The sequence below is a fragment of the Pseudomonas sp. EA_5y_Pfl2_R50 genome (assembly GCF_963970475.1).
GTDB lineage: Bacteria > Pseudomonadota > Gammaproteobacteria > Pseudomonadales > Pseudomonadaceae > Aquipseudomonas.
Genome location: NZ_CAXAPT010000006.1, coordinates 356,653 through 374,879, shown reverse-complemented (window position 1 = coordinate 374,879; position 18,227 = coordinate 356,653). Strand labels below are relative to the sequence as shown.

Genomic DNA, 18,227 nt, shown 5'->3' with positions numbered 1-18,227 from the left:
ACACAGTCGACCGGCCCTGAATCCCATAACGCCGTTGAGCCTCTTTATAACTCAGTTCGCCCTTTTCAACTTGATCGACGACCGCCAATTTAAAGCTCAGCGTGTAATCACGCTGACTGCGCCTTTTTCCTGATTCCATTGGTTCCTCCTGAGGATAGGTCAGAAGGTGTAAACCTTATTCAGGACGGGACACACCAAATTTGAAAGCCGCGCAAATGCGCGGCTTTTTCTTGGGCCAATAGTTGGGGGTTCAATCTTGGCGAGCGCAATGCTCGGAAAACTACCCCGCAGGCTGCAGGCAAGTTCCAAAGCTCGGCGCAACGACAGCGTCGACGCTGGGGTGAGCTGCTTCAACATCACCCGCAGCGTATCGCTCGTAGTGCCTGTAACATGCGCAGCTCACCGCCCCACACATCCATGGAGCCGCCCCTTGCCAGACATCCGCCCGCCCGTGCTCGATGAAATCGACCGTCAGCTGATCGCTGCCCTGCAAATCAACGCGCGCGAGAGCGTGGCCATGCTCGCGCGGCAGTTGGGCATTGCGCGTACCACGGTGACGTCTCGCCTGGCACGCCTGGAAAAGGCCAAAGTGATTACCGGTTACGGTGTGCGCCTGGGTCAGCGGGTAGTTGATGGCGGATTACAGGCCTACGTCGGGATCAAGGTGCAGCCGCGCTCAGGCAAAGAGGTATTGCGCCGGTTGAGTGCGATGGCGCAAGTGCAGCAGTTGTGCGCGGTGAGTGGCGAGTTTGATTATGTGGCGTGGTTACGCACCGATTCGCCGGAGCAACTGGATCAGTTACTGGATCAGATTGGCAGTGTGGACGGGGTGGAGAAGACGACCACTTCGATCATTTTGAGCAGCAAGATTGATCGGGGGCAGCCGGTTTAAGGTTTTGATCGAGCTTCGCGGGCGAGTTTCAGGGCCTCTTCGCGAGCAGGCTCGCTCCCACATTCTGATCGGTGTGTAGTATCCGCTCGTCACATTGATCGCTAACCTGGCAAAACGACGACACTTTGCGTCTTATTAACGTGTTCAACGCTCCCTAGAATGGCTGGCATCTTTTCCTATACTCAGACGCGCATCCCGCGTCGGGTCGCCAGCAAGGTCAGCCATGAACAAGAACAATCGCCATCCTGCAGACGGTAAGAAACCCGTCACCATTTTCGGCCCGGACTTTCCTTTCGCCTTCGACGACTGGATCGAACACCCGGCCGGCCTCGGCACTATTCCTGAACACAGTCACGGCGCTGAAGTTGCGATTGTCGGCGCGGGCATTGCCGGTCTGGTGGCGGCTTACGAGTTGATGAAACTCGGTTTGAAACCGGTGGTTTATGAGGCATCGAAGCTTGGCGGGCGCTTGCGTTCGCAAGCCTTCAACGGGACTGACGGCATCGTCGCGGAATTGGGCGGCATGCGTTTTCCGGTGTCGTCCACCGCGTTCTATCACTACGTCGACAAGCTCGGTCTTGAAACCAAACCTTTCCCGAACCCGTTGACGCCAGCCTCTGGCAGCACGGTGATCGATCTGGAAGGCAAAACCCATTACGCACAGAAACTGGCGGATCTTCCTGCACTGTTCCAGGAAGTGGCTGACGCTTGGGCGGATGCACTGGAGGCCGGTTCGCAGTTCGGCGATATCCAGCAAGCCATCCGCGACCGCGACGTGCCGCGCCTCAAGGAACTGTGGAATACCCTCGTGCCGCTGTGGGACGACCGCACCTTCTATGATTTCGTCGCCACCTCGGAAGCCTTCGCCAAGCTGTCGTTCCATCACCGCGAAGTGTTCGGTCAGGTCGGTTTCGGCACTGGCGGCTGGGACTCGGACTTCCCCAACTCGATGCTGGAAATCTTCCGTGTGGTGATGACCAATTGCGATGATCACCAGCACCTGGTGGTCGGCGGCGTCGAGCAGGTGCCCCAGGGTATCTGGCGGCATGTGCCGGAACGCTGCGTGCATTGGCCGGAAGGCACCAGCCTGAAATCCCTGCACCGTGGCGCGCCACGCTCCGGGGTGAAGAAAATTGCCCACGCGCCGGATGGTCGTTTCGCCGTCACCGACAACAACGGCGACACCCGCGAATACGCCGCCGTGCTGACCACTTGCCAGAGCTGGCTGCTGACCACGCAGATTGAATGCGACGAAACCCTGTTCTCGCAGAAGATGTGGATGGCCCTCGACCGCACGCGCTATATGCAGTCGTCGAAGACTTTCGTGATGGTCGACCGACCATTCTGGAAGGACAAGGACCCGGAAACCGGCCGCGATCTGATGAGCATGACCCTCACCGATCGCCTGACCCGTGGCACCTATCTGTTCGACAATGGCGACGACAAACCCGGCGTTATCTGTCTGTCGTACTCGTGGATGAGCGACGCGTTGAAGATGCTCCCGCACCCAGTGGAAAAACGCGTAGAGCTGGCCCTGAACGCGCTGAAAAAAATCTACCCGAAAGTCGACATCGCCGCGCGAATCATTGGCGATCCGATCACCGTGTCGTGGGAAGCCGACCCTTACTTCCTCGGTGCCTTCAAAGGCGCCCTGCCCGGTCACTATCGCTACAACCAGCGCATGTACGCGCACTTCATGCAGGACGAGATGCCAGCCGAACAGCGCGGGATTTTCATCGCCGGTGACGATGTTTCGTGGACGCCGGCGTGGGTCGAAGGCGCGGTGCAAACCTCGCTCAACGCGGTTTGGGGGATCATGAAGCATTTCGGCGGGTCGACACATAAAGCGAACCCGGGCCCCGGTGATGTGTTCAAAGACATCGGCCCTATCGCCCTGCCCGAGTAAGAGGATTCCCTGATGCGTGTAGCCCTTTATCAATGTCCACCGCTGCCACTGGACCCCGCCGCCAACCTGCAACGCCTGCATCGACTGGCGTTGGAGGCCAAAGGCGCCGACCTGCTGGTGTTGCCTGAGATGTTCATGACCGGATACAACATCGGCACCGAAGCGGTCAGCACCTTGGCCGAGGTGTACAACGGTGAATGGGCGCAGCAGATCGGGCGGATCGCCAAGGCTGCCGGTCTGGCAATCGTTTACGGCTATCCGGAGCGCACCGCCGACGGGCAGATCTACAACGCCGTGCAGTTGATCGATGCGCACGGCGAACGCCTGTGCAATTACCGCAAGACGCACCTGTTCGGTGATCTGGATCGCTCGATGTTCAGCCCCGGGGAAGATGATTTTCCCATCGTCGAACTCAACGGCTGGAAGCTCGGTTTCCTGATCTGCTACGACCTGGAGTTTCCGGAAAACACCCGACGCCTGGCGCTCGCCGGTGCCGAGTTGATTCTGGTGCCGACGGCGAACATGGTCCCATTCGATTTCGTCGCCGATGTCACCGTGCGTTCGCGCGCCTTCGAAAACCAGTGCTACGTGGCCTATGCCAACTATTGCGGGACCGAAGGCGACATCCACTATTGCGGGCAAAGCAGCATCGCTGCACCGGACGGCAGCCGCATCGCACAGGCCGGTCTCGACGAAGCGCTGATCATCGGCGAGCTGGATCGGCAGTTGATGGTCGATTCGCGCGCAGCCAATCGCTACCTCAGTGATCGCCGTCCCGAGCTTTACGGCGCGCTCACCAAGCGCTAATCCGCTAGCATTGGCACTTCACTGTTCTGGAAGTGCCCATGCTAGCGCCGACTCACCCCCGCCCCCACACCGAAACCCTGGCCAACGGCTTGCGCGTGACCCTGCGTCACGTGCCTGGCCTGAAGCGCAGTGCCGCCGCGCTGCGGGTGGCTGCCGGTAGCCATGACGTGCCCTTGGCATGGCCGGGGCTGGCGCATTTCCTTGAGCATTTGCTGTTTCTCGGCACCGAGCGCTTTCCGGCGGGCGAAGGGTTGATGGCTTACGTGCAAGGTCACGGTGGTCAGGTCAATGCCAGCACTCGCGAACGCACGACTGACTTTTTCTTCGAGCTGCCGACGGCATCTTTCAGCGGCGGCGTTGAGCGCTTGTCAGACATGCTCGCCAAGCCACGTATGAATCCGGACGATCAACTGCGGGAACGGGAAGTGCTGGACGCGGAATTTGTCGCTTGTTCAAAAGATCCTGCGGCGCAACAGCAGTTTGCCTTGTACCAGGGTTTACCGGCTGAGCATCCGTTGCGCGGGTTTCATGCGGGAAATAGAAGCACCCTGCCAGTCGAGTTACCGGCATTCCAGCAGGCACTGCAAGACTTCCATCAGCGGTTTTATCGAACCGGGCAAATGACCTTGAGCCTGGTTGGACCGCAGAGCCTTGAAGAACTTCGAGGGCTGGCGGAGCGGTTCGCCGCGATGCTGCCGGTTGGGGATAACGTTGCGCAGGCAACCCTTCTGCCGCTATCGGTAAAAAGTTATCAACAGCTCGGCGAACGGCGCGTCAATCTGTTGTTCGCATTTGACGCGTTGCCTGACTCGTCCGGTGAGGCATTGACGTTTCTCTGTCATTGGCTGAACAGCGCCAAGCCCGGCGGTTTGCTTGCACACTTGCAGCAACAGGGTCTGGCCGAAGGATTGAAAGCGACACCGCTGTACCGGTTTGCCGGGCAAGCCTTGCTGCATCTGGAATTCAGCGCCCCGGCCGAATCGACGGACGCCCTTCGCGAGCAAGTCGCGGACTGGTTGAGTTTCTTCGGCCAACAGGATTGGACGCCACTGCGTGCAGAGTACGCGACCATGCTCCAGCGCCAGCAGCAAATCAGCAGCGCGTTGCAACGGGCGCGGTGTGACAGTGAACAGCTTGAAAGTGGCCTGCCGGACGCAGGCGTTGTTGCCCTAAAACTGATTCTCGATGAAATGGGCGTTGTGGATAACTTCAGCCAACATTGGCAGTTGCCTGCCAGCAACCCGTTCCTGCGCGCCAGTGAACCGCTGGCCAACGCCGGGTTGATCCGTGGCCAGACCAGCGCTCATCGCGGCTTGCGCACCTTCGCCCAGGATCGCTCGCGCGGTCGACGCGAACGCTCGCCGATGCAATTCAGCCAGGCGCTCCCGGACACCGGCGACGAAGGTGCGATTTATCTGCGTTGGCAGATGGAGGCAGCGGCCACTGCCGATCTGCAGGCAAAACTGCAGCGCAGCCTGCAAGAAACTCAGGACGACGCGCGCCAAGCCGGGGTTGAGCTGTCATTCACCGCCACGGGCAACCAATGGCTGCTGAAACTTACCGGCCTGCAAGAACCCATGCCCGGCGTCCTCGAGCACGCGCTGAAATGTCTGACGCACGTTGATGTCAATTCCGCGCCGGGCGTGGCGGAAACAGCGCTGATGCCGATTCGCCAGTTGCTCAAGGCGTTGCCAGGGCATTGCCTGGAATCAGCCAACACCTCAAGTGATGCCAATCACCTGTGGACAACTTCGCGCTGGGACGGCCTCGCCTTGGGGCTTGGCCAGCAAACCCAATCAGCGATGGGTTTGGCCCTGAGCCGCATCCCGGGCATTGCTGAAAATCAAATCGCGGTTGCCGCGAACTTCAGCGCCCACCAGCGCTGGCGCTACCTCGACACGGCCTCCAGCGAGCATGCCTTGCTGCTGTTCTGCACCAGCGCCGGTCGCGAAATCGCTGATGAAGCGGCATGGCGCCTGCTCGCGCAGCTGTGCCAGATGCCGTTCTATCAGCGCCTGCGCGTTGAATTGCAGTTGGGTTATGCGGTGTTCAGCGGCCTGCGGCAAATGCATGGCCAGACCGGGATTCTGTTCGGCCTGCAATCACCGACAGCGACCCCGGCACAGTTGCTCGAACACCTGCAGCAATTTCTCGAAAGCCTGCCAGCGCTGATTGAACAACTCGATGAGAACAGCCTCAGCCAGCAGCGCCAGAATCTCATTGATCAATTCAACGACGCCAACCTGTCCACCAAAGACGCTGCCGAGCTCCTCTGGCAGTCCAGACTCGCTGGCCACTCGTCGGATTATCTGCCGCAACTGGTCACGGCTCTCGGCCAGTTGGACCGTCCCACAGTACTGGCCGCTGCACAGCGTTTAATCCGTGGCGAGGGCGGCCGCCTGTGTCTGGCCAGCGATCCGGCGCCCGGTCCCGCCTGGCAAGCGATAAAATGATCATTACCGAGGCTGCAAGGAGCTTTCTCAAAGATTCACGGGCAAACCCGGTGACATTTTGAGTAACATAGCAGCCTAACTATTTGGAACATCCCTGCGCTGCCGTGGACTATAACTATGGACAGCGCTATCCCACCCACGAGAAGGAGTTACCCTATGTCCTGGACAAAACCGGCTTACACCGACCTGCGTATCGGCTTCGAAGTCACCATGTACTTCGCCAGCCGCTGAGTTCTGCTTACGTAGAATTGCAGTGCAACGCCTCGGCTCGCCGGGGCGTTTTATTTTCCGCGTTGAAATGATTGGAGTGTTCATGTTCGTCCAGATTCTGGGTTCGGCCGCTGGCGGCGGTTTTCCGCAGTGGAACTGCAACTGCGTCAACTGCGCAGGCTTTCGCGACGGCAGCCTGAATGCCAAGGCCCGCACCCAATCGTCCATCGCGATCTCCGATGACGGCGTGAACTGGGTGTTGTGCAACGCCTCGCCGGACATCCGCGCGCAGCTGCAAAGCTTCGCCCCGATGCAACCGGGCCGCGCCCTGCGTGACACTGGCATCAGCGCGATCATTCTGATGGACAGCCAGATCGACCACACCACCGGCCTGCTCAGCTTGCGCGAAGGCTGCCCGCATCAGGTCTGGTGCACGGACATGGTTCATGAAGACCTGAGCACCGGTTTCCCGTTGTTCAAGATGCTCACGCACTGGAATGGTGGGCTGGACTGGAACCGCATCGAACTCGACGAGAGCTTCACCGTGGCCGCATGCCCGAACCTGCGCTTCACCCCGCTGCCGTTGCGCAGCGCCGCGCCGCCGTACTCGCCGCACCGTTTCGATCCGCATCCGGGCGACAACATCGGTTTGATCGTTGAAGACCTGAAGACTGGCGGCAAGCTGTTCTACGCGCCGGGTCTGGGCAAGGTGGATGCGCCGCTGCTGGAGATCATGGCGGGCAGCGATTGCCTGCTGGTCGACGGCACGATGTGGGATGACGATGAGATGCAACGCCGTGGCGTCGGCACCCGCACCGGTCGCGAGATGGGCCATCTGGCGCAGAACGGGCCCGGCGGCATGCTCGAAGTGCTGGAGCAACTGCCTGAGCAGCGCAAAGTGCTCATCCACATCAACAATACCAATCCGATTCTCGATGAGGATTCGCCTGAACGCGCGGAGCTGGCGCGGCGTGATGTTGAAGTGGCGTTCGATGGCATGAGTATTGTGCTGTAGCGGATGGCCTCTTCGCGAGCAGGCATCCGAACAGACACCCAAGATTTCAATGGTTGTTCCCGGAGAACAGACATGACCGACACGCCAATGTCCCCCACCGAATTCGAAGCGGCGCTGCGCGCCAAGGGCGCCTACTACCACATCTACCACCCCTATCACGTGGCGATGTACGAAGGCCGCGCCAGCCGCGAACAGATTCAGGGCTGGGTCGCCAACCGCTTCTACTATCAGGTGAACATCCCCCTGAAAGACGCGGCGATCCTCGCCAATTGCCCCGACCGCGAAATCCGCCGCGAGTGGATTCAGCGCCTGCTCGACCACGACGGCGCCCCCGGTGAAGACGGCGGCATCGAAGCCTGGCTGCGTCTCGGCCAGGCGGTCGGTCTCGACCCGGATCAACTGCGCTCCCAGGAACTGGTGCTGCCCGGCGTGCGCTTCGCCGTCGATGCCTACGTCAACTTCGCCCGGCGCGCCAGTTGGCAGGAAGCCGCCAGCAGCTCGCTGACCGAACTGTTCGCGCCGCAGATCCACCAGTCGCGCCTCGACAGCTGGCCGCAGCATTACCCGTGGATCGACCCGGCCGGTTACGAATACTTCCGCACTCGCCTCGGTCAGGCGCGGCGCGATGTCGAGCATGGCCTGGCGATCACGCTTGAGCACTACAGGACGCGCGCAGGCCAGGAGCGCATGCTGGAAATTCTCCAGTTCAAACTGGACATTCTTTGGAGCATGCTCGATGCCATGAGCATGGCCTATGAACTGAACCGTCCGCCCTACCACAGCGTGACCGAACAACGGGTCTGGCATAAAGGAATCACCTTATGAGTTTCGACCGCAGCAAAGTCCCGAGCTGGCGTCCCGGCTACCGCTTCCAGTACGAACCGGCGCAGAAAGGCCATGTGCTGCTGTACCCGGAAGGCATGATCAAGCTCAATGAAACCGCTGCGTTGATCGGCGGTTTGATTGACGGCGAACGCGATGTCGCGGCGATCATCGCGCAACTCGATGAGCAGTTCCCCGGCGTGCCCGAGCTCGGTGACGACATCGAGCAATTCATGGAGGTTGCCCGTGCGCAGCACTGGATCACCCTTGGCTGATCTGCCGGTAAAACCTGAAATCGGCCTGCCGCTGTGGTTGCTCGCCGAGCTGACCTATCGCTGCCCGCTGCAATGCCCGTACTGCTCCAATCCGCTGGATTTCGCCGAGCAGGGCAAAGAGCTGACCACCGAACAGTGGATCAAGGTGTTCCGCGAGGCGCGGGAAATGGGTGCGGCGCAACTGGGCTTTTCCGGTGGCGAGCCGCTGGTGCGTCAGGATTTGGCCGAGCTGATTCATGAAGCGCGGCAGTTGGGTTTCTACACCAACCTGATCACTTCCGGCATCGGCTTGACCGAGCAAAAAATCGGCGACTTCAAGAAGGCGGGTCTCGATCATATCCAGATCAGTTTCCAGGCCAGTGACGAGCAAGTGAACAACCTGCTCGCCGGCTCGAAAAAAGCCTTTGCACAGAAGCTGGAAATGGCTCGCGCGGTAAAGGCCCACGGCTATCCCATGGTGCTGAACTTCGTCACCCATCGGCACAACATCGACAGGATCGACCGTATCATCGAGCTGTGTATTGCGCTGGAAGCGGACTTCGTCGAGCTCGCCACCTGCCAGTTTTACGGTTGGGCCCAGCTCAATCGTGTCGGCCTGTTGCCGACCAAAGAGCAACTGGTACGCGCTGAACGCATCACCAACCAATACCGCGCCAAACTGGAAGCCGAAGGGCATCCGTGCAAGCTGATTTTCGTCACTCCGGATTACTACGAAGAACGCCCGAAAGCCTGCATGAACGGCTGGGGCAGTCTCTTTCTGACGGTTACCCCGGACGGCACCGCCCTGCCCTGTCACGGTGCCCGACAGCTGCCAGTGCAGTTTCCCAATGTTCGCGATCACAGCATGCAACACATCTGGTACGACTCGTTTGGCTTCAACCGCTTCCGTGGTTACGACTGGATGCCCGAGCCGTGCCGTTCCTGCGACGAAAAGGAAAAGGATTTCGGCGGCTGCCGCTGTCAGGCGTTCATGCTCACCGGTGACGCGAGCAATGCCGACCCGGTGTGCAGCAAGTCCGAACACCACGGCATGATCCTCAAGGCCCGCGAAGAAGCGGAGACCGCCACTCAGACCATCGAACAATTGGCCTTCCGCAATGAACGAAACTCGCGCCTCATCGCCAAGGGCTGAACCTTTCAGCGCCTCGCACGCCGTCGCCGCCGGCATGGACTTCGCCGAACTGCAACTCGGTGCCAACGGATTGTTCTGGAATGAATATCGCCCGGAAGATGCCGCGTGCCGAATCTGGCGTTGGCACGACGGCGCGGCGAAATGTCTGACGCCGAATGGCTTCAGTGTGCGCAGTCGGGTGTACGAATATGGTGGTGGCGCGTTTTGCCTGACGCCGGATGGGGTGGTTTTCGTCGCGGAGGCGGATCAGCAGTTGTATCGCCAGACATTGGCTGGCGAGCCTGAGGCGCTGACATCGGGCGACTGCCGTTATGGCGATCTGTATTTTGCGTTCGGGCAGGTGCTGGCGGTTGAAGAACAGAAACATCAGCATCGGCTGGTGGCGATTGATCTGACGGACGGCACGCGTCAGGTGTTGGCCGAGGGCGCGGACTTCTATGCTGCGCCGATAGTCAGCCCGGATGGCGAGCGTTTGGCCTGGATCGAGTGGAGTCGCCCGCATCAGCCGTGGACGTCGACCCGGTTGATGGTGGCAGGACGCTTGCCTGACGGCGCATTCGATTCGCCGCGGTGCGTGGCTGGCGCCGAGATTGAAGAGTCCATTCAACAACCGCGATTCGATGCCGAAGGTCGCCTGCACTGCCTGACTGATCGCGGTGGTTTCTGGCAGCCGTGGGTTGCGACGCGCGACGGCTTGCAACCATTGCCCGCCGCGCAGGCCGATCATGCCCCGGCGCCGTGGCAACTGGGCGGCAGCACCTGGTTACCGATTGGGGATTCGTTTTTAGCCAGCTGGAGCGAAGGTGGTTTTGGCCGTCTGACGCTTGGCGATCAAGATTTCACTGGCGACTACAGTCGCTTCCGCCATTTAGCGCTGGATGAGCAAAACATCTACTGCATCGCCGCCTCGCCGGTCTGCCCCTCGGCGGTCATCGCCATTGATCGAACGAGCCGCGAAGTGACTGTGCTGGCCGGTGGAGTGGCACCTTTGTCCGCCGAACGCATCAGCCGTCCGCGAACCCTGCGCTACCCGAGCGGTACGGGCGAGGCTCACGGGTTCTTTTATCCGGCCATGAACGGTGAGACGAAACCGCCGCTGGTGGTCTTTGTCCACGGCGGTCCGACTTCGGCCTGTTATCCGATGCTTGATCCGCGCATCCAGTACTGGACGCAACGGGGATTTGCCGTGGCCGACCTCAACTATCGCGGCAGCAGCGGTTATGGCCGGGAATATCGCCAGGCTTTGCATTTGAGCTGGGGTGAGGTGGATGTCGAGGATGCTTGCGCAGTGGTGAGTTATCTCGCCGAGCAGAGCCTGATTGATGGCGAACGCGCCTTCATTCGAGGCGGTAGTGCGGGCGGCTACACCACGCTGTGTGCCTTGGCGTTCCAGAAAGTGTTTCGTGCGGGTGCGAGCCTTTATGGTGTCAGCGACCCGGTGGCGCTGGGCCGGGCGACGCACAAGTTCGAAGGCGACTATCTCGACTGGCTGATCGGCGATCCCGGAAAAGACGCCGAACGCTACGCCGCCCGCACGCCATTGCTGCACGCGAACAACATCCGCGTGCCAGTGATTTTCTTTCAGGGAGAACTCGATGCCGTGGTCGTGCCACAACAGACCCGCGACATGGTCACGGCGCTGGAGCAGAACGGTATCCCGGTCGAAGCACACTACTACCCGGACGAACGGCACGGCTTGCGCCGCGCCGCGAATCAGGCGCATGCGCTGGAGCAGGAGTGGACGTTCTATCGGCGGGTGATGGGGTTGGCTGACTGATCGCCGCATTCCTTTTGAAATAGCATCGCCCTATTCGCGAGCAGGCTCGCCCCCACACTGGATCTGTGTTGTTCACAAATCTCATGTGGGAGCGAGCCTGCTCGCGAAAGCGCCCTGCGTGGCGCCGCAGAACCTAGCGCTTGGCGATGATATACACCGCATGCACGATCCCCGGAATATACCCGCACAGCGTCAGCAGAATGTTCAACCAGAACGCCCCGCCAAACCCGACCTGGAGAAACACACCCAGCGGCGGCAACAGAATGGCGATGATGATGCGAATGAAGTCCATGGATCAGCTCCTGAATGGGGGTTGGCTCACATGAGCCATACAAGCTAATCGACCCGCGCCGCTCGTCAGGGTTCAGTGCAACTGCCATTTGATCGCCACCACTTCACAAAAAAACGCCCCACGCCAAAAGAATCAGGCGCAGGGCGTGCGTTATACCGCAAGACGGTTCTGGAAATCGGGTGGGAACCGTCAGCTCAGACGGCAATCCCTTTGCGGCATTGCAGTTGAGCCGTGCGTACTCTGGAGAAGGCGCGGCCCAGACGCATGAGCATCTCGTCGATGTTGGTTTTGCTCACGGTGAGGGCCGGGGTGAAGCGCAGGCAGTTGGCTTGCGGGGCGTTGAGCAGCAGGCCTTCGTACAACGCCGCGTGGACCACAGCGTCGGCGGAATCGTCCGACAGGGTCAGTCCCCAGAGCAGGCCTTGACCGCGCAGTTCGCCGTGCGCATAGCGGTGCGCCAATCGAGCCAGGCCTTCGCGCAGGTGCTGACCGTTGTCGTTGATCTGCTGGAGAAAGCTGCGGTCGTGCACACTGTCGAGCACCACCAGACCGGCAGCTGTCATCAGCGCGTTGCCGTGATGGGTGCCGCCGAGTTCGCCCGGTTCGAAACAGCACGCCTTGCCCCGCGCCAGCAGCGCGGCCAAGGGCACACCACCGCCCAACCCTTTACCGAGCACGATGATATCGGCGCGCACGCCGTAGGACTGTTCAGCGAGCAAGCTGCCGCAGCGGCCAATGCCGGTTTGCACTTCGTCGAGAATCAGCAGAATGCCCAGTTCACGACAAAGACGTTCGACACCTTTGAGGTAATGCTCGGTCGCCGTTACAACCCCGGCATCGCTCTGGACCGGCTCGAGCATGATCGCAACGGTTTGTGCATCGACCGCCGCATGCAGCGCCGGCAAGTCGTTGAACGGCACACGATCAAAACCCGGCAGTAACGGCGCGAAACGGTTGTGCAGGTTGCAGCTGTCCGAGGCGGAAATCGTCGCCAGACTGCGGCCATGACAACCTTGCCGGGCAACGATAATCCGCGAGGCGCCGCCGCGATGCAGTTGCCCCCACTTGCGCGCCAGTTTGATCGCCGCCTCACAGGCTTCGCTGCCGCTGTTGAGCAAGTAGGCCTGATCGCTGCAAGTGGCGGCGCACAGACGCTCGGCAAGGCTGAGCATGCCGCGATTGAGCAGGTTGAAACCGGGATTGATCAGCGCCTGCGCCTGACTGCTGATGGCTTTGACCAACGCTGACGGACTGTGACCAAGACTGTTGGCGCCACCGGCCTGGGAAAAGTCCAGATAAGCGCGGTCATGGCTGTCCCATAGCCAGGACCCCTGACCCCGGACGAATACCTGCTGCGGCCGCTCGACGCTGGTCATCAACCTTTCGGCACTGAGATTTTCGCTGTCGCCTGAAGGATCAGCCTCGAAAGCGAGGTCATCAAGACTCGGCGTCTGACGCCGCAAACTGAACAGATTCATTGCCAGACACCTCGTTCAAGGTGTTTTGCACTGCCTATGTAAACACTGTCGAAGCACACGCTATTCATCGCGCTTTCTGGCCCTGTAAGCCTTGTGAATGCGGGTAGACTAGGCTCACTGACGGCTTCGGGCCATTTCGATTTACCAGCATTTTCGATAAGTGTTACTTATGGATTTCAAACAACTGCGTTATTTCGTCGCGGTCTACGAAGAAGGCCATGTCGGCCGTGCCGCTGAACGCCTGTCGATCTCGCAACCGGCACTGTCGCAGCAGATCCGCCAGCTCGAACAGAACCTCGACGTCACCCTGTTCGAGCGCAGCAGCAAGCGTCTGCTGCCGACGCTGGCGGCGCACACGTTGTACGACCACGCCTTGCCGCTGCTCGACGGTCTGCAGCGGGCGCGGGAGGCGTTGGGCAATTTCAAGGGCCAGGCGTTGCGCACACTGGCCATCGGCGTACTGCAAACCGTGCACACCAGCCTGGTGCCGCAAATGCTTGAACGGGTGCGCAAGGCGCAACCGCATCTGGTGGTGCAGATTTACGAGCTGACGGGACTGGAAATCGAGCGACGCCTGCTCAACGGCTCGCTGGATATCGGCATCAGCTATCTGCCGCCGCGCCAACCGGGCTTGCATGGCGTGATGCTTTACGAAGATGAACTGACGCTGGTGATTCCGGCGGATCATCCGTTGCGTGAATTCAAGAAGGTCTCAATGCGCCAGGCTGCCGGGTTGCCGATGTTGCTGCTGGGTGAGGAGTTTCAGATCCGCCAGATCTGGCAGGCACAATTGACCGCCCTCGGACGACGTCCGCAAGTGCAGGCCGAGCTGAACAACATGGTGGGGATTCTCGACAGTTTGCCGCACACCAAACTGGCGACGGTGCTGCCCGGACGCTCGCAAAAGGAGTACGACGACCAGGATCTGCTGTGGAAGCCCCTGAGCGAACCGCGAGTTCCGCTGAAAGTCGGGCTGGTGTGTCGTGATGTGCAACGCCAGCAGGCATCTTTGGCCCTGCTCCGGACATTGCTGGAGGACGTGATGGAGCGCGAGATGAAGCCAACGCTTGATCCACTGGCCTGAGCACTTTTCTGCAGGCAAAAGAAAACCCCGCCGAAGCGGGGCTTTGCAGACTGTTTCCCTGACATCCATTTCACTCCGCCATCCTGGCAGAATCCTACGTGTCCGTGTTGTTGCTTTGCGCTTCCTGCGCGACGTCCATGAAATGTAGATTAGCCGTGGATCCAATTTACGCCTATGGGAGAACAGCAGCACGTCACGTAAGAGAATGCTTACATGACGCTATTGCATCAGAACTGCGCGGCATCCAGCAGGAACAATGATTCGCTACCGGCCTTCACGGACGCGCTCAACGAGTGAATACGCGGCAGCAAACGGGCGAAGTAGAAGCGTGCAGTGCCGAGCTTGCTGGCGTAGAAATCGTCCTGCGTCTCTTTGCCCAGCGAAGCCTTCGCCATCAGTGCCCACATGTAGGCATACGCTGTGTAACCGAATGCTTGCAGATATTCGACCGAAGCCGCGCCGATTTCGTTCGGGTTGTTTTTCGCCCGATCCAGCAGCCACGACGTCAGCTCGTCGAGGGTGTCGACGGCATCGTTCAGCGGCTTGGTGAACTCACCCAGATCGGCGCTGGCCGTCGCGGTGAAATGACGGATCTCATCGGCAAACAGTTGGTAGAACGCGCCGCCGCTGCCGACGATCTTGCGGCCGACCAGGTCCAGCGCCTGAATGCCGTTGGTGCCTTCGTAGATCTGGGTGATGCGCACGTCACGCACCAGTTGCTCCTGACCCCACTCGCGGATGTAGCCATGGCCGCCGAAAATCTGCTGGCCATGTACGGTGGTTTCCAGGCCCAGATCGGTCAGGAACGCCTTGGCTACCGGCGTCAGCAACGCAACCAGATCTTCCGCACGCTTGCGGGTGGTGGCGTCTTCGCTGAACTTGGCGGTATCAAGCTGCATCGCCACGTAGGTGGAGAACGCACGGCCGCCTTCGTTCGCGGCTTTCATGGTCAGCAGCATGCGCCGCACGTCCGGATGGACGATGATCGGGTCAGCGACCTTGTCCTTGTTTTGCGCGCCGGTTGGCGAGCGGCTTTGCAGACGGTCGCGGGCATATTCGATGGCGTTCTGATAGGAGCGCTCACCGGTCGCCAGGCCCTGAATGCCGACGCCCAGACGTTCGTAGTTCATCATGGTGAACATCGCGGCGAGGCCTTTGTTCGGCTCGCCGACCAGATAACCCACGGCTTCGTCGAAGTTCATCACGCAAGTCGCGGAAGCCTGGATGCCCATCTTGTGTTCGATCGAACCGCAATTCGCCGGGTTGCGTGCACCCAGGCTGCCGTCGGCATTGACCATGAACTTCGGCACCAGGAACAGCGAAATACCCTTCGGGCCCGCCGGGGCGTCCGGCAGTTTCGCCAGCACCAGGTGAATGATGTTCTCGGTGAGGTCGTGTTCGCCACCGGTGATGAAGATCTTGGTGCCGCTGACCTTGTAGGAACCATCGGCCTGAGGTTCGGCCTTGGTGCGAATAATCCCCAGGTCGGTGCCGGCGTGCGGTTCGGTCAGGCACATGGAACCTGCCCAGACGCCGGCATACATGTTCGGCAGGTACGCCGCTTTCAGCTCTTCGCTGGCGTGGGCGTTGATCGACAGGCAGGCGCCGGCGGTCAGCATCGGGTACAGACCGAAGGACAGGCTGGCGGAGTTGACCATTTCTTCAACTTGTGCCGACACGGCTTTGGGCATGCCCATGCCGCCGTAGGCCGGATCACCGCCGACACCGACCCAACCGCCTTCGGCATAAGTCTGATAAGCCTGTGGGAAACCGGCCGGCGTGGTGACCGCCCCGTCGGCCCAGTGGCAGCCTTCTTCGTCAGCGGCACGGCTCAGCGGCGCAATGCTTTTGCTGGTGACCTTGCCGGCTTCTTCGAGAATGGCTTCAACGGTTTCAGCGTCGACGGTCTCGGCCAGCGCTGGCAGTTCGGCCCAGAGTTTGGCGACTTCGAACACTTCATTGAGGACGAAGCGCATATCGCGCAGCGGCGCTTTGTAGTCAGCCATGGCAAACCTCGCAAGATCTAAACAGGTGATTCGTGGAAGGGTGTTTTCGTTGAACCGGAGTGTACCTCAACAACTTTTGCGACACATAGGGTCAACCAGTGACTGATTTGTTATTTTTAGTCACCATAAAAAATCGCAGCCCCGCCAACCCCGAATTCCCCGTAGGCGTTGCCGAAGACTGCGATCTTTTGCTTTTTCCTACAGAGCAAACAGTTCCGCAGGCAACTTCATCAAACAATCACTCCCCGCCTCAATCGCCGCCCGGTGCGCAGCCGTGCGCGGCAACAATCGCTTGAAGTAAAACTCGCAGGTCGCCAGTTTCCCGCGCAGATAATCCGCTTCACCCTCGCCCGCCTCCAGTTGCGCCCGCGCCACCAACGCCATGCGCAACCACAGATAGCCGAGAATGATGTACCCGCTGTACATCAGGTAATCCACCGACGCGGCGCCGACTTCATCCGCGTTCTTCATCGCCGCCATGCCGACCTTCATCGTAAGGTCGCCCCACTGCTGATTGAGCTCGTTGAGCTGCGCTACGAAGCTGCCCAACTGCGGATGCTCGGCGTTGGCCATACAGAACTTGTGGACGATTTTGGTAAAGCCGCGCAGCAACTTGCCCTGACTGCCCAGCACCTTGCGCCCCAACAGATCCAGCGCCTGAATGCCGTTGGTGCCTTCGTAGATCGGTGCGATCCGGCAATCGCGCACCAGTTGCTCCATGCCCCACTCACGAATAAAGCCGTGGCCGCCAAACACCTGCATGCCGTGGTTGGTCACTTCCAGACCGGTGTCGGTCATGAACGCCTTGCAGATCGGCGTGAGGAACGCCAACAGGTCTTCAGCTTCCTGACGCGCCTGGGTATCACTGCTCAGATGCGCGACATCGAGCATTTGCGCGGTGAAATAGGTCAATGCCCGGTTGCCTTCGTTGAAGGCTTTCATGGTCAACAACATGCGCCGCACGTCCGGGTGGACGATGATCGGGTCGGCTGCTTTATCCGGGGCTTTGGCACCGGTCAGCGAGCGCATCTGCAAACGGTCGTTGGCGTATTTGATCGCGCCCTGAAAGCTTGCCTCGCCCAGACACAAACCCTGCATGCCGGTGCCGAGTCGTGCGTGGTTCATCATGGTGAACATGCAGTTGAGGCCCTTGTTCGGCTCGCCGATCAAGTAGCCCTTGGCGCCATCAAAGTTCAGCACGCAAGTGGCCGAGGCCTTGATGCCCATTTTGTGTTCGATCGAACCGCAGGACACGCCGTTGCGCTCGCCCGCCTCGCCCGCCGCATCCGGCAAGAACTTCGGCACGATAAACAGCGAAATGCCTTTGGTGCCCGCCGGCGCGTCCGGCAGTTTGGCCAACACCAGATGGATGATGTTGTCGCTCATGTCATGCTCGCCGGCGGAGATGAAAATCTTGCTGCCGGTGACCGCGTAACTGCCGTCGGCCTGGGGCACAGCTCGGGTCTTGATAATGCCCAGGTCGGTGCCGCAATGGGCTTCGGTCAGGCACATGGTGCCGGTCCACTGACCGGCAGTGAGTTTGCTCAGGTAGGTGTCTTTCTGTTCGGCAGTGCCATGGGCGTGGATCGCCGACATTGCACCGTGGGTCAGGCCCGGGTACATGCCCCATGAGGTGTTGCTGGAGCCAACCATTTCGCTGATCACCAGACCCAGTGAACTCGGCAGTCCCTGGCCGCCATAGGTCGGATCTGCCGCCAGACCGTGCCAGCCACCCTCGACGTATTGTGCGAAAGCCTGCTTGAAACCTGTAGGCGTTGTCACCACGCCGTTGTCGAAATGGCAGCCCTCTTCATCACCGCTACGATTGAGCGGCGCCAGAACGTTTTCGCAGAACTTCGCGCCCTCCTCGAGAATCGCGTTGATCATGTCCGGGCTGGCGTCGTGAGCGCCGAGGGCGGCGTAGTTGGCGTGAAAGTCGAAGACGTGGTCGATCAGAAAACGCATGTCGCGCAGGGGAGCTTTGTACTCAGGCATGGTGGCTTCTCCGTCAGCAGATTCTCTCAACCTACTGCCGGCCACCACGCCTCACAATCATTGTGCAGACGCTGAATGCGCCA

At 60.3% G+C, this 18,227-nt stretch carries 15 protein-coding genes and 1 pseudogene; 11 read left to right on the top strand and 5 right to left on the bottom strand.

Annotated features, from left to right (window positions below; all coding sequences use genetic code 11):
* A pseudogene (locus AACY19_RS13455) lies at nucleotides 1-139 on the bottom strand (IS3 family transposase); the annotation flags it as partial.
* Between the two features lie 291 nt (nucleotides 140-430).
* Here AACY19_RS13455 and AACY19_RS13450 point away from each other — a divergent pair.
* The 10 genes from AACY19_RS13450 (at nucleotide 431) to AACY19_RS13405 (ending at nucleotide 11,289) form a co-directional block, all read left to right on the top strand.
* On the top strand, nucleotides 431-892 hold the full coding sequence (locus tag AACY19_RS13450; protein ID WP_007910086.1) for an Lrp/AsnC family transcriptional regulator: 462 nt from the start codon (nucleotides 431-433) through the stop codon (nucleotides 890-892).
* Nucleotides 893-1,115: 223 nt separating this feature from the next.
* Nucleotides 1,116-2,798, top strand: coding sequence for a flavin monoamine oxidase family protein (locus AACY19_RS13445; protein WP_339450853.1), 1,683 nt, complete (start codon nucleotides 1,116-1,118; stop codon nucleotides 2,796-2,798).
* 12 nt (nucleotides 2,799-2,810) lie between these two features.
* Nucleotides 2,811-3,605 (top strand): carbon-nitrogen hydrolase family protein, encoded by a 795-nt coding sequence (locus AACY19_RS13440; RefSeq protein WP_339450851.1) that lies wholly within the window; start codon nucleotides 2,811-2,813, stop codon nucleotides 3,603-3,605.
* Between the two features lie 38 nt (nucleotides 3,606-3,643).
* A complete protein-coding gene (gene pqqF / locus AACY19_RS13435; RefSeq protein WP_339450849.1) occupies nucleotides 3,644-6,058 on the top strand; it encodes a pyrroloquinoline quinone biosynthesis protein PqqF in 2,415 nt (804 codons plus the stop codon).
* A 156-nt stretch (nucleotides 6,059-6,214) separates the two neighbouring features.
* Nucleotides 6,215-6,289, top strand: coding sequence for a pyrroloquinoline quinone precursor peptide PqqA (pqqA, locus tag AACY19_RS13430; protein ID WP_003422658.1), 75 nt, complete (start codon nucleotides 6,215-6,217; stop codon nucleotides 6,287-6,289).
* An 82-nt stretch (nucleotides 6,290-6,371) separates the two neighbouring features.
* Nucleotides 6,372-7,283: a pyrroloquinoline quinone biosynthesis protein PqqB gene (gene pqqB / locus AACY19_RS13425; RefSeq protein WP_339450847.1), complete on the top strand. Its 912-nt coding sequence runs from the start codon at nucleotides 6,372-6,374 to the stop codon at nucleotides 7,281-7,283.
* Between the two features lie 72 nt (nucleotides 7,284-7,355).
* Nucleotides 7,356-8,108, top strand: coding sequence for a pyrroloquinoline-quinone synthase PqqC (gene pqqC / locus AACY19_RS13420; protein WP_339450845.1), 753 nt, complete (start codon nucleotides 7,356-7,358; stop codon nucleotides 8,106-8,108).
* On the top strand, nucleotides 8,105-8,380 hold the full coding sequence (gene pqqD, locus AACY19_RS13415; RefSeq protein WP_064388215.1) for a pyrroloquinoline quinone biosynthesis peptide chaperone PqqD: 276 nt from the start codon (nucleotides 8,105-8,107) through the stop codon (nucleotides 8,378-8,380). Before pqqC ends, pqqD begins: the two co-directional genes overlap by 4 nt.
* The gene (pqqE, locus tag AACY19_RS13410) at nucleotides 8,352-9,512 is read left to right on the top strand and encodes a pyrroloquinoline quinone biosynthesis protein PqqE (RefSeq protein WP_339450842.1); all 1,161 of its coding nucleotides are present in this window, start codon (nucleotides 8,352-8,354) and stop codon (nucleotides 9,510-9,512) included. Before pqqD ends, pqqE begins: the two co-directional genes overlap by 29 nt.
* Complete coding sequence (locus AACY19_RS13405; protein WP_339450840.1) at nucleotides 9,478-11,289, top strand: S9 family peptidase; 1,812 nt, start codon at nucleotides 9,478-9,480, stop codon at nucleotides 11,287-11,289. The genes pqqE and AACY19_RS13405 overlap by 35 nt, the downstream gene beginning before the upstream one ends.
* A gap of 133 nt (nucleotides 11,290-11,422) precedes the next feature.
* Here the strand turns inward: AACY19_RS13405 and AACY19_RS13400 are convergent, their stop codons facing one another.
* Nucleotides 11,423-11,581: a YqaE/Pmp3 family membrane protein gene (locus AACY19_RS13400; RefSeq protein ID WP_003228885.1), complete on the bottom strand. Its 159-nt coding sequence runs from the start codon at nucleotides 11,579-11,581 to the stop codon at nucleotides 11,423-11,425.
* Between the two features lie 194 nt (nucleotides 11,582-11,775).
* Nucleotides 11,776-13,059, bottom strand: coding sequence for an aspartate aminotransferase family protein (locus tag AACY19_RS13395; protein ID WP_339450838.1), 1,284 nt, complete (start codon nucleotides 13,057-13,059; stop codon nucleotides 11,776-11,778).
* Between the two features lie 169 nt (nucleotides 13,060-13,228).
* Here AACY19_RS13395 and AACY19_RS13390 point away from each other — a divergent pair, with 169 nt between their 5' ends.
* On the top strand, nucleotides 13,229-14,143 hold the full coding sequence (locus tag AACY19_RS13390) for a LysR family transcriptional regulator (RefSeq protein ID WP_339450836.1): 915 nt from the start codon (nucleotides 13,229-13,231) through the stop codon (nucleotides 14,141-14,143).
* Nucleotides 14,144-14,370: 227 nt separating this feature from the next.
* Here AACY19_RS13390 and AACY19_RS13385 read toward each other — a convergent pair whose 3' ends face one another.
* Nucleotides 14,371-16,149, bottom strand: a complete 1,779-nt coding sequence (locus AACY19_RS13385; protein ID WP_339450834.1) for an acyl-CoA dehydrogenase C-terminal domain-containing protein — start codon at nucleotides 16,147-16,149, stop codon at nucleotides 14,371-14,373.
* Nucleotides 16,150-16,347: 198 nt separating this feature from the next.
* Nucleotides 16,348-18,144, bottom strand: a complete 1,797-nt coding sequence (locus AACY19_RS13380) for an acyl-CoA dehydrogenase C-terminal domain-containing protein (protein ID WP_339450832.1) — start codon at nucleotides 18,142-18,144, stop codon at nucleotides 16,348-16,350.
* Nucleotides 18,145-18,227: the final 83 nt, after the last annotated feature.